Genomic DNA, 12029 nt, shown 5'->3' on the forward strand with positions numbered 1-12029 from the left:
CATATTTGGACACCAGCACCTGAGCGACCGTCGCCTCGGTTGGCAAACCGCTCTCGATCAGCCGGGCGGGCGCCGGAGCCTGAACCACCACATCCTCACAGGCGCGGCAGGCATATTTGGGCCGGCGCACGACGATCACACGCAGCTGCGCCGGAACGATGTCGAGCCGCTCGCTCACGTCCTCACCGATCCGATGCAGGCCGTTGAGGCAGCACGGGCAGGCATGGTCCTCGATGTCGACGACCATCTCGACACGAGGAAGATTCGCCGGCAGGGCACCCCGGTTGGCCCGGCGTTTGGTAGTCTTTGCCTGTCGCTGGTCCGGAGAGGCCCCCTCGGCCTCTTCCTCGCCGGCCGCCTCGATCTGCTCGGCCTCTTCGAGCCCCAGCAGCAACTGATCCTCGGGAAGCGTCTCGGCGCGGCGACCGAAGCGGTGACGCTGCAATTCCTTGATGATCTGGATCAGGCGGGCATTCTCGACGTCGCGTGCCAGGACCATCGCCTTCAGCGCGTCCGGATCGTCGGGAAGCTGGTCAGCCGTCATCGCCATGAGCGGATCAGACCATATTCGCCGACAGCCCGCGACAGCGGAATCCAGGCTGATTCACTTCGTCGCGGGTCAGCCCGCCTGGGCTGGAACGCGGGTCTGGCGTGCCTCGTGGACCCGCCGCCAGTCCAGCCCTTCCAATAGCGCCGAGAGTTGCGCGGCCGTCAGCCGCATCACCCCGTCCTGCACTTTCGGCCAGCGGAACTCGCCGTCCTCAAGACGCTTGGCATAAAGGCAGACGCCGGTGCCATCCCAGAAGATCAGCTTGATCCGATCCGTCCGCTTCGCCCGGAAGACGTAGACGGCGCCGCTGAACGGATCGGCGCCCATCGTCTCGCGCACCAGTGCGGCCAGCCCCTCCGCGCCCTTGCGGAAGTCTACCGGCTTCGTCGCCACCATGACTTTGACCGCACCCGTCGGGCCAATCACGCTGTTGCCTTCAGCGCGCGAATTACAGCAGCCACCGTCTTGGCATCGGCACCACGGCCAACGCGCATGGCGATGCCGTCGATCTCAAGCTCGATCACGCCGGCGTCGCGGACCGCCTTCTGCTTCCATGGTCGTCCTGGGCGCTTCGCTGTGGGTTCGGTTGTGGGCGCCGCCACAACCGCCGGCACAAAGGCAGGAGAATCTTGCTGCACCGAAGCGGCCTGTTTGCGCGCTTCCCGACGCCAGGCGAACACCTGCTGCGGCCTCAGGCCATAACGGCGGGCGACCTCGGAAATGATTGCGTTCGGCTCCAGCGTCTCCGCGATGATCCGCGTTTTGTCATCCACCGACCACTGACGCCGGCCGCCAGCACCGTTGATCACCTCGAAACGTCGAGGCTGCCGCTCCGGGTCAAGCGTAAGGTCAAGTCCAGACACAAGTCGATCTCCGATCCCATTACAGAACCGGCAACCTCACAGATCCAGACCACTCCTGAAAGGTGGTCCGGAAACACCGCTTACCGTAGACCGCATCCTCATGGCAACCCCAACTCTTCTGAACCAGGAGGCATTTCATGCCGATCTTGTCGGCGACCGCAGCGACCATCCGCGGGTGGTTGGACTGCACGCCGCCGATGGAGAGCGTATTGGCATTTGACGCGATGGCATCGGGGATGATGTATTCGAGCTTTCGCAGCTCGTTTCCGCCAAACGCGACACCGGAGTTGCAGTCCTCGCGTTTGGCGTAGATTTCCACCTTCCCCCCAAATGCTTGTAGAGGCGGTCGAGCTTCTCGATGGGCGTGGGTCCAAATGTGAGCGGATAGCGTTCGAACTTTTCCAGCATTTTCTCTCCGGCGACACGCGATGAAGCTGAATTAGCCATTCACGAGTCATTCTAAAGGCGACTTGATTTGAGGTCGTCTGGGTTATCCGGCGCCCGAAGAGTCCCATTACTATTTCCAGCGCCTACGTTCGTCATTGAGACTTGCAACCGCACGCCGGCGTGCTGCGAGAGGCTAGCAATCCCTATGGGATTCAAGAACTGTATCTCCTGGATTAACTAGAATGACTTCTCAAGCCAGTATTCCTTCCATTATCTGCTCAAATTTATGGGTGGGGCGCTAACTTGAGCACTGACCTTGTCACGGCGCCTCAAGGCAGCAGCAGCGATATGGCCAGCATTTGATCGCGCTGGAGCAAATCTGCGGATTCATTCGTCACCTCATCAAGGTCTGGCGGCTCGGATCCAACTTCCTTGCAACTGCCGAAATGCTCAGCCCTTTGGCCAGCTCGGCTAACGCAGCCAGACCGCCAGATCAGAAGGAGCACGCTTGCGAAATACGCCAGCTGAAGGAGCAGCGAACAAGTCAGCGTCGTGACGACGACTGTGCCGATGGAATGAGCAGCGAAGTAGACAGTCAGCGCGGTGCTGCACAGCACCAGCCCCAGGACGCGACAAAAGATTCTAAAGGGCAACGCCGTTCTCCTGGCTCTCCTCAGATCATGCTGCGACCTGGTCGGCCGCAACATGGCTCTGGCAGTTCTTTGGGCAGACCCGGCCGCAGGCTCCGCAGCCAATGCAGCGGCCGGCATGGTCGACGACCATGATCATGCGATTGAGCTCGCCGTCGAAATCGTCGTCTTCGCCGTCGCAGGCGCCGAGGATTTCACCCGCGTCATCGACGCCGTAAAGATGCATGACCTCGCGCGAGCAGACTTTGAAACAGCGGCCGCAGCCGATGCAGGTCGTGCCGTCTATAGCGGTGAGATATTCCGGCATCCATCCAGAGCCGTCGCGGGTGGTGAATGTGCTCCTCATCGTAACTTCTTCATTGCAGCGAGCTCTCTCTTGGCACCATCCAACTCGGCAAAAACGGCGGACGTTTCCTCGGCAACGTCGTCTATCTCTGTCCATTTTCCCGGGAGATTCTCTGCAAGGTGGCGCAATTTCATCTTGGCAACTGCCGCGCGCAGCTGAAGCTTTCGGACTTTCTTCCCCATCTCATTTAGCTTTGACATAAATCCTTCCTCAAAATCGGTTTCTTCACGCCCGTGCCACGTCGGGATAGGCTTCGATGGCTGCAGTCGCATCGTCGACCAGTTTCGTACCCGCCTCCGCGAGCTTCCTGAACGTCTCGAAGCCGAACCGGTGGATGTCTCGACAGAGCGACCAGCCGCCGGCGGAAAAGCAATCGTCCGAAGCCCCCATGGGTTTCATCTCCATCGTTGGCGATGTCATCAGGCCGGAGCGCTCCTCGATCCTAAGCCCGACGGGCGTGTAGAACATATCGAGCCTCCACAGCACGTCCGGATCGGGATCGCCGATGATAGGGATCGCACGGCGCTGTTTTCTGGTGATGATGAAGTCGCCCAGCAGTTCGGCGTCCGATTTGCCCTCCCGTGACCCGGAGGCAATCCTGAGCACGGATCAGCCGCACGAGGCATCTGACAAAGGCATGACAAGGGCCGCCTCGTCCTCGTTGACAGCCGGGCTGACCGCGGCATCAGACATTTCGGCTTCTCCTCATTTCAGTCCTCTTCCTCGAAGCACGATGTCTGTTTTCTGGGATGCCTACTTCGGGCACACTTGCGCAGCCGACGCCCGGCTCGGCGCGGCTGATTCCACGCGATTGATGTCCCTCTGGCCGACCTTGAACATGTCCTCGACTGCGAAGTCTTCCACGCGAATTCGCGGCGAACATCACTTCCGCCGCAATGCGGCCGGAGGCCATGAAGATTCGAGCCTCGATCCTGCTGCAAACGATCGACCAAGTGCTGCATGGACCCTCCTGCTGCGGTCACGCCAGGGAAATGGACGAATTGGCCAGTAAGCCATTTCGACCAATTACCCTTTTTTATCTTTCCTCCTCGGCCGACCGCGCTTTGGCACCTTCGGGAAATTATTTTGCGGAGCCGCAAAGAGAGCGCCGCAACAAACCTTCCCACCCCTGTACTTGGCGAGGGCCTGCAGCAAATCCGGCAGATGCTGCTCTTTCAATTCGGCCGGGATAGGCTCCGGACCGTCCAGCGACGTCAGTGCCAGTTCGACCAACTCGATCGCGCGATCATTGTTGCCGTTCTCGTGATAGTACCGGGCGACCGCGGGATAGGACCGGAACTTAGGGCTGTCGCCTTGCGGGGGATTCAGTGCCAGAATGTGTTCGGACAGCTCCTTGCCCATCGCGAAGCGCTCAGCGGGGGGAAGGCGCGAATGGTCATTGGCCGGATGGAAAAGCTGGTCTAGCGCCGAAACCATCCAATCCTGGGAGTTCTTGTCGATCGCGTCGCGCACGAATTCGCGCATAACGGGCAGGCCGGTCCACATATCTTGTATTTTGTGAAGCAACAGGTGCGCATGAGCCAGGCGGAAATTGATGTCGTCGGGCATCAAGGCGATGCCCTCTTCGATCGCCCAGAGCGCCGTCTTCCAATCTTCTAACTTCACGGCCGCCCAGAATCTGTCATCGATCGGCTGCTTCAACGCTTGTTCGCGCGCCAAGGGTTCGCTTGTGGCGATCCGCTCCGTATCGGCGGCTTTAGCTTTATCGCTGATGCGCCAGCTGCCGTTGAGCACTTTCGGCAAAACCTCATCGAGTTGGCTGGGATGACCGATAAAGGCGATGTGGCCGTCTCGGTCGACCACGTACGAAGTCGGAATCCCGGCGGAAAAGCTGGGTTTCATCCAAAGCTTGTTCATTTCACCTGTGTGGTCGAACGCGATCCGATAGCTCAGATGCGAGCACTTTTCGGTCAACCACGCGTCCAACTTGGTGCGAGCCTCAACGGCCGTTGGAGCGTCTTCATTAGCCGCGACTCCGACGACCTCAAGTCCGCTGTCCCTGTATTTTTCCTGGAGCCGCATCAGCTGGAGCATCTCCGCCACACATAGTTCGCACCAAGTTGCCCAAAATTCGACGATATACACTTTGCCGGGTTCGAAATTCGTCAGGGGCTCGCCACGCAGCCAGGTGTCAACTTTGATCGAAGGAGCCGGTGACTTCATCTGCAATACCATGCTGCTATCCAAAGCTGTTGCCACAGGTTGCGCGACTTTACGCGCAAGCTTGTTTCCCTCTTTAGAGAGGGGCACACGGGCAGGAAAAGGAGAGCATCGCTCGTCTCGCGCGTCTGTGTGCAGTCAGCTTTCACGCAGTGTTGCCGCATCACAATCCGCAAAGGCCGTGCCAGCGCGCTCAGCGGGCAGTAAGCGCATCAATCGCTAGAAAAACCTTCAAATGCCATGATGGCCGGTTGTATTGAAGCCGACATGTTTTCTGCCGCTGTCAGGTTTTCGACAAGCATCACCCGCTTCGCGTCGGCAGAAAAGCGTGGCCCGGACGACTCAATATGCATTCGGGCCGAGGGACGAGGCCGATGGCCATCATGACTGCGTTGGCTATCGTGAGGCTCGTCATCATCGTCCGCTTCACGCCACCGGCTTGAGCGTCTTGCCGTTCCGGTCCGGAGGCGGTAGCGATCTCGCCATTTGCGATTGTAAGGGGCCGCTCCATCCGAGCGCAGCCTGTGCCCCCTCGCCCGCCTTGCGATTGAATTCCTGGGCTGGCGTCATGGGAGTTCTTCACGACCGAAGCCGGTCCAGCTGTAGCTCGCCAATACCGCTCCTCAGAACGACGATGATGATCATGGCGAAAAGGCCAGGATGAGTGCCGGCCGGTGAACTCTGCGGGATCCCTGCTTTGTGTTTATCTTCTGTGTTCCCGGTGCTCAGGTGCAACGGGACCTCGCCGTGCGACGTGAGCGTTGGCGGAATTGCAAACCCAAAGACCGCTCGGTCGCCACGCAGGTTGGGCCGGACCAACGGGAACGCTGGAGAGGCGGCTGTCCGCCACTAACCCGGGCTACCATCCCAGAGATGACAAGGCGATTCATGCCATCGTTCGCGCCGACACCGGCAAGAGCCCGACCGTCCCGACTCTAAGGTCGGTGCGCCTTGGCCACTGCACCGTCGTTGCGGTGGTCAGCTCCCGGCCAGTGGTGAGGGAAATCGTGATAACGCCAATACGATGCGGCTACGGTCCGAACGCGGCCTGCCGCGCTGAAGCGACTCTCTTTCTGGACCTGACGCCGACCTGAAGCGGTGGTTTTGAGTGCATTGAGGAGCGCCTGTACCTCTGCGCGGCCTTTGGGCTCCGCGTTACGGATCATCTCGGGCGAGGAGAACCCCCGAGCGCGCGTTAGAGACGTCCGGGATGTCTCGGCGACGGCGCTTGTAGATTCGAGCCTCGCGAAATTTGCGCTTTGCGCGATCTTCCTCCGACTTGGCATCAGGATAGGTGACCCAAGGGGGTAGAGCTTCGAACAGCGTCGGTGCTTGCTTGGAACCGTCAGCGAGCCAAAAACAACGGCAATGACGGCTTCCCAACTATCCATCTCGTCACGCCGCCGAAGAGTCGCTCACGTAGCCTGCGGTTGCCATAAGCGCCCATGACTATCATGTGGGCAGACGTGTCGATTGCGTGCTGCGCGAGCACCGTGGCCACTGGTTTGCCGGCGCTCGCCAGCCGGTCAATCGACACCCAAGCACCGTGCCGAGTGAGATAGGCGGCGATGTCGGCTCCCGGCTCGGTACCGTTTCCGGTGCAGGTCGCCTCCGGATCGACTAATGCGACACGAACTTCCTCAGCACCGGCTAGCAGATCCAGCGCTTCCCGAACCGAACGGGACGCCTCGACTCGCGAATCCCAGCCGACCAGCACGCGCCGTGGCGATAGAGTCGCCTCAGCGCCCTCCGGCACGACAAGCACCGGCTTTCCGGTATCGAACAGGCTGCCGTTGATAACAAGGGGTCCGAGATTAATGTCGTTGAGAAGTGCGGGGCCGACGATTGTCAGGTCGCTGCAGAGCGCCCGCTGTCGCACCGCGTCACCGACGCTGGCCTGATCGCAGTTGGCGATATCGACATCATAGCACCGCCACGTGGCTCTCAGCAGTTTGTGAATTTCCCTGAATGTCGTTTCCAGTCTGACCATGTCGTGTGAAAATCTCTCGATTTGCCTATATCGTTTTTCCAGTCTGGCAATGGCCTGTGCGCGTTGCGCAGGCCACGCGGGGATGCCATCGCCCAGCAGCGGAGGCGACATAACGAGCCGCGGAGGCGACATAATCAGTACGGAAAGATACGCGCCGACCTCGGCACACAGGCCGGCTGCTATTCTTATATCCTGATCGGAGTGGTCCGCTCCCGTCACACTGAGTACGCTTCTGAAAGCCATTTGACTGCTTCTTTCTGAATATGTCGTACCTGCCGGCGCGTTTCGAAGCCGCAAGACTTGCCCTCAGCACGGCGGAAATGCGGAGTGGCACCACATCGGTTATCTATTCAGCCGTCCGGCCACTCGAGCGAGTAGCCGGCCGACCTGACGGTACGAATGACGCTACCTGGCGAGGCCGCCTTCAGCGCCCTTCTGAGCCGGCTGATATGGACATCCACGGTGCGTACACCGACATGGATATTGGCCGGCCAGGCCGCGCTGATCAGCTCGTCTCTGGTGAAGACCTTGCCGGGAGTCTCAAGCAAAAGCCGCAGCAGGTTGAACTCGATCGGCCCAAGGTGGACTTCGTGGCCATTACCCCGAGCCCGGTGGGCATCGAGCCTTATCTCAAGGTCGCCACAGGAGATCCAGCCGCCGTTTTCAATCCCGTTTGAACCCGGCTTCGGCAGCGCCAGCTTCGTCCGTAAACAGTCAAGCAGCTTGGCCGGCGCGATCGGCCGCACAAAGCTCTCGTCAATGCCTGCCTTCAAGAGATCGAGGTGCTGGTTCTCGGCGCCGGGCGCGATCAGGGCAATAACCGGCAGGCCGCCGGTCCGGGGCTCCCCCTTGAGCCGGGCGCAGATTGTGGAGCCTGTCGCGCTTGCTGGCCCGCAGTCCAGCACTACCGCCTGGAGCTCCCGTTCATCGGCCAATGCAAGTGCTTCCTTCACGCCGCCTGCCGGCTCACTCGTGAAGCCGTCCACTCCCAGAATGTGGCTGAGGAACAGATACAACTCAGCATCTTGCGAACAGATCAGGACCAGTGGCTTCATCAGCGCTACCCCAAGAACCAAATCGGCCTCGACCGCCTCGGTTGAGTGGGCTGGCCATCGCATGTCCTCAAGGCCTGACATGATCCCCTTGATCGAAAATCGGTTTCATCACGCCCGCGCCACCTCGGGATGAGCCTCAATGGCTGCGGTGGCATCGTCGGCCAGTTTGGTACCGGCCGCGGCGAGTTTCCAGAACGTCTCGAAGCCGAACCGGTGGACGTCGCGCAGGGTCTTCGACAGAACGACCAACCGCCCGGCCGTGAGAAGCACGCGCCCGAAGCCCTCATGGCTCATCTCCATCATCGGCGATGCCATCAGGCCGGAGCGCTCCTCGATCGCAAGCCCGACGGCAGTGTAAAACATCTCAAGCCTCCACAGCACGTCCGGATCGGGATCGCCGATGATCGGGATCGCACGGCGCTGTTTTCTGGTGATGATGAAGTCGCCCAGCAGCTCGGCCTCCGATTTGCCTTCCCAAGACCCGTGGGAATCATGAGCCCGGACCAGCCGCACGAGACATTTGACGAACGGGGTGGCAAGGGCCGCCTCGTCCTCGGCGACAGCAGGGCTAACCACGGCGTCAGACATTTCGCCTACTCCTCATTTCAGTCCTTGTCCTCGAAGGACGGTTTCTGTTCGGCGACACCTGCCTGCGCCAGCACCTTGCGCAGCCAAGGGGGAGGACACGTCCTGAGCATCATCTGCGTGCGCAACAGCACCTCTTGGATGGTTTGGGGGTGCGGCACTTTGATCGGATGAATTTTTGCCGAAACAACCTTGGCTGCCGAAGGTCCGCCGATCGCCAGACAAAACAGGAGATGACAGCCCTTCAGCGCCTCCACCTTCGGGGTGATGCGGTCGTCGCCCTCAGTTCGGTGCTCCCCGCTCTCATCGGAAACGTCATCGAAGGCCACGGCCTCGACGAGATTCCACTCCTCGCGCGTCACGTCGTAGACAGCAAAGCGCCTGGCCGAACCGAAATGGGCGTTCAGGTTCTTCATGTCCTGCGTGGCGATCGCCACGCGCAATGCGCCGGCTTGGCGTTCCGGTGTCGGTGCGTGAACCTCGTCAGTGACGAGCGAGAGGCGACGAACGGAGCTCATCTGGCATTTCTCGCTTACGGAGTGGATCAAGCGCCTCAGGCGTCGGCGCGTGCCGGTTGGCTTCAAAAATGTTGGCAACCTCGAAGATCAGGTCGCGGGTCCCCTGGTAGAGGATTGTGAGCTTGTGCTGGCTGCCGAGCCGGTCGAAGATCGGGAAGCCGACCCGCATGAGCGGAATGCCGAGGCGCTGCGCCGCCTGGCGGCCATGGGAATGGGTGACGAGAAGATCAGCGCCGGCGCCAAGAGCTTCCAAATCGCCGAGATCGCCGATCTGAACCGACTGCGCCGGTACTTCCTCCAAAATTTTCGACATGTCGGTCGTGGTGACCGCCGCCGCGATTTCGGAGCCCATTCCGATGAAGAAGCTCGCGAGTTGGTAGAGTTGGTCTGGTTCAGCAGCGATCGCAATTTTCTTGCCTCCAAAGTGGAAATGTCCGTCGAGCAACGCGTCCTGCAACTGCGCCCGGCGACGGCGCACGCCAGCCGGCGCCGCCGCGCCCGAAACCGCGGATAACAGCGAGACGAACCGGTCGGCGTCCTTCAATCCAGTCAGCGACCGGAACAGCACGTAAGGCACGCCGGTCAGCCTCTGCAGCAGCTCGGCCGGGCGGCGCATATGCTCCCCGATCGCGACGCATTGCACAGCCATGCCAAGCTCGCGGATATCCTCGACGCTGGTGCCGCCATAGGTGGTCGTGACCCACCGGTCGGGCACCGTACCGTCGAGCGAGCCGGAGACGTCCGGCAGAATCACCGGCTTCATTCCAAAGCTTTCAACCATCTCACGCAAATGCTCGATATCAGCCACAGTGAGGTTCCAGCCAGGCAGGATCACGATCTTCTTCGACTGCCGCGCCTGCTCGCCGGGCCGCGTAATCCTTTCGATCATCGCGGTGACAGCCTTGGCCCAGCCCTCTTCGATCGCGCCATCGAAATCCGGTGTGTTGGCTAGCACCACCTCCGTACCCGCGAGTTCTTCCCTGCGCTTCAGCCTGATATTGGCGATATCGCCTGCGCAGTCTTCGCCCCGGGTTTCCACCAGCGCGGTCGTGCAAACCCCGATCAGCGTTGGCTTTGTGCGGGCCTTGAGGTTGAGTATCGCCTGTTCCAGATGGTCCGCCCCGCCGAGGATCGTCGCCACCTCGTCCATCGCCGTCGTCTGCAAGGGGATGGCTTCCTTGAAATGCCGCACGAACAGCACGAGCGCGAAGCTGGTGCACCCCTGGCTGCCGTGGAACAACGGCATCGCGCCGTCGACGCCAAGAAAGGCCAAGGCGGCACCCAGCGGCTGCGATGACTTCAGCGGATTGACCGCCGCCGCTTTGGTCTGGGGAAGGATGCGGACCATCGGCTCTCCTCAACAATCGCCGAAATCACCGGCCGTCGTGCCGGCGAATTCCTGGACAACATGCAAGGTCGCGGTATGGCTTTTCGTGCGCGGCAGTTCCTGCCTCACCGCAGGCTGGCAATCCCATGGTGCCGGTTCCCGCACCTGGCACCAGATGGGGTTTTGAATGGCCAGGTCGATCTGGCGTACGAGTTCCACCATGCCGTCATAGCCGGCGTAAGGATGTTGGCGCTCCTGGTTGATATCGAGCCAGGGTGTCTTGGCCTTCAGAGCGATGAATTGCGTGCGCCCGCCTGATAGCAGGATATCGGCCTTGTGTTCGGAGAGCATGGCGTAAAGCTCGCGCGCTGCCATCTGCTCGAATATATGGTTGTCGTCCTTGAGGATATGCTTGATCCGCTCCTTGTCTTCGACGGTCGACTTCTTGATAGAGGTGCCGACGATCTCGATCCCGATCTCCATCAGCGCATGGACGACCGACCAGGACTTCACGCCGCCGGTGTTGAGCAGCACGCGCTTGCCTTCGAGCCTCGGCCGGTAGGCGGCTAGCTTCTTCCAAGCGATCGCCTCCTCCTCTGCAATCAACGCCTCGGTGCGGCCGAGGATCTCCGGATCAGCACCCTGCTTCACGAGCAGCTGAGAGATCTGTCGGAGCGCTTCCGAGGTGTCGGTGATGCCGTAGAAGGAGCCCTCGAAGAACGGAATATCCCAGCGCTCGTCCATCTTGCGTGCCAGATTGATGAGCGCGGTCGAGCACACGATCATAGCCGCCCGGGCGCGGTGCGCGCCGGCAATGTCGACGTAACGTGCGTCACCCGGAATGCAGGCGCGCACCCGGATCCCGAGCCGATCCAGCAGCGGCTTCACCAGCCAGAATTCGCCCGAGAGGTTGAATTCGCCAAGAATGTTGATGTCATAGGGCCCGGCGTCGTCCGGTTCTACCGTGCCGATGACATGCTCGAGCAACGCCTCGCCGGCAAGCTTGTTGCCGAGATTCTTGGAGCCGACATAGCCCGGCGCATTGACCGGCACCACCGGCAGGCCGAACTTTTCCGCCGCCCGCTTGCAGACGGCCTCGATGTCGTCGCCGATCAGCGCGGTAACACAGGTCGAATAGACGAAGATCGCCGGCGGCCCATACGCTTCCTTGATCTCGCGGATCGCTTTGAAAAGCTTCCGCTCGCCCTGCCCCATCACCACGTCGAGTTCGGTGAGGTCGGTCGTGAAGCTCGTGCGCCACAGCGTTGGCCCGGACGAAGCCGCACCGCGGTTGTCCCAGGAATTGCCCTCGCAGGCGAGCGGCGCATGGATCAGGTGCGCGACGTCGGTGATCGGCTGGAGCACGATCTTGGCGCCATCAAAGGCACAGCCGCCGGCCGCCGCCCCGGGGGTTAGCGGCTTCGAACAGCCCTCCTTGCGCGCCTTGGCATCCTTGCCGCGGTTCTGCTCGCAGGCGGGCTCGTTGAAGACATCCTGGATCTTGGCACTGAACGAGGACATTGCGTCGATCTCCAAAGTCCATGGGAAGACGACCGGCCTCACCGAAGAGCCGGCTG

At 61.0% G+C, this 12029-nt stretch carries 13 protein-coding genes and 2 pseudogenes; all 15 read right to left on the minus strand.

What is annotated here, in order from left to right:
* The coding region (locus NKI99_RS22890; RefSeq protein WP_352612096.1) for an IS66 family transposase zinc-finger binding domain-containing protein at positions 1-550 on the minus strand (550 nt) is incomplete at its 3' end.
* Positions 551-619: 69 nt separating this feature from the next.
* Positions 620-976, minus strand: a complete 357-nt coding sequence (gene tnpB / locus NKI99_RS22895; RefSeq protein ID WP_192357246.1) for an IS66 family insertion sequence element accessory protein TnpB — start codon at positions 974-976, stop codon at positions 620-622.
* Positions 973-1413 (minus strand): IS66-like element accessory protein TnpA, encoded by a 441-nt coding sequence (gene tnpA, locus NKI99_RS22900; protein WP_352612098.1) that lies wholly within the window; start codon positions 1411-1413, stop codon positions 973-975. The genes tnpB and tnpA overlap by 4 nt, the downstream gene beginning before the upstream one ends.
* A 79-nt stretch (positions 1414-1492) precedes the next feature.
* Positions 1493-1821, minus strand: a pseudogene (locus NKI99_RS22905) (pyridoxal-phosphate dependent enzyme); the annotation flags it as partial.
* Positions 1822-2129: 308 nt separating this feature from the next.
* Positions 2130-2453, minus strand: coding sequence for an exopolysaccharide production repressor protein (locus tag NKI99_RS22910; RefSeq protein ID WP_352612100.1), 324 nt, complete (start codon positions 2451-2453; stop codon positions 2130-2132).
* 25 nt (positions 2454-2478) lie between these two features.
* A complete protein-coding gene (gene fdxB, locus NKI99_RS22915) occupies positions 2479-2796 on the minus strand; it encodes a ferredoxin III, nif-specific (RefSeq protein WP_352612101.1) in 318 nt (105 codons plus the stop codon).
* Positions 2793-2996, minus strand: coding sequence for a CCE_0567 family metalloprotein (locus tag NKI99_RS22920; RefSeq protein WP_352612103.1), 204 nt, complete (start codon positions 2994-2996; stop codon positions 2793-2795). Before NKI99_RS22920 ends, fdxB begins: the two co-directional genes overlap by 4 nt.
* A 25-nt stretch (positions 2997-3021) precedes the next feature.
* Positions 3022-3489 (minus strand): annotated as a pseudogene (locus NKI99_RS22925) (NifX-associated nitrogen fixation protein).
* A gap of 333 nt (positions 3490-3822) precedes the next feature.
* Entirely contained in the window at positions 3823-4992 is a 1170-nt protein-coding gene (locus NKI99_RS22930) for a TlpA disulfide reductase family protein (protein WP_352612105.1), read from the minus strand.
* A 1330-nt stretch (positions 4993-6322) separates the two neighbouring features.
* The gene (locus NKI99_RS22935) at positions 6323-7210 is read right to left on the minus strand and encodes a universal stress protein (protein ID WP_352612107.1); all 888 of its coding nucleotides are present in this window, start codon (positions 7208-7210) and stop codon (positions 6323-6325) included.
* Positions 7211-7317: 107 nt separating this feature from the next.
* Positions 7318-8022 carry a response regulator transcription factor gene (locus NKI99_RS22940; protein ID WP_502905557.1) on the minus strand — a complete coding sequence of 235 codons (705 nt, stop codon included), beginning with the start codon at positions 8020-8022 and terminating at the stop codon, positions 7318-7320.
* 108 nt (positions 8023-8130) lie between these two features.
* The gene (locus NKI99_RS22945; RefSeq protein WP_352612111.1) at positions 8131-8610 is read right to left on the minus strand and encodes a NifX-associated nitrogen fixation protein; all 480 of its coding nucleotides are present in this window, start codon (positions 8608-8610) and stop codon (positions 8131-8133) included.
* 17 nt (positions 8611-8627) lie between these two features.
* Complete coding sequence (nifX, locus tag NKI99_RS22950; protein ID WP_352542102.1) at positions 8628-9125, minus strand: nitrogen fixation protein NifX; 498 nt, start codon at positions 9123-9125, stop codon at positions 8628-8630.
* A complete protein-coding gene (nifN, locus tag NKI99_RS22955; protein WP_352612113.1) occupies positions 9091-10473 on the minus strand; it encodes a nitrogenase iron-molybdenum cofactor biosynthesis protein NifN in 1383 nt (460 codons plus the stop codon). Before nifN ends, nifX begins: the two co-directional genes overlap by 35 nt.
* Positions 10474-10482: 9 nt before the next feature.
* The gene (nifE, locus tag NKI99_RS22960) at positions 10483-11973 is read right to left on the minus strand and encodes a nitrogenase iron-molybdenum cofactor biosynthesis protein NifE (RefSeq protein WP_352612115.1); all 1491 of its coding nucleotides are present in this window, start codon (positions 11971-11973) and stop codon (positions 10483-10485) included.
* Positions 11974-12029 lie beyond the last annotated feature (56 nt).

The sequence above is a fragment of the Mesorhizobium sp. M0239 genome, from assembly GCF_040321815.1.
GTDB lineage: Bacteria > Pseudomonadota > Alphaproteobacteria > Rhizobiales > Rhizobiaceae > Mesorhizobium.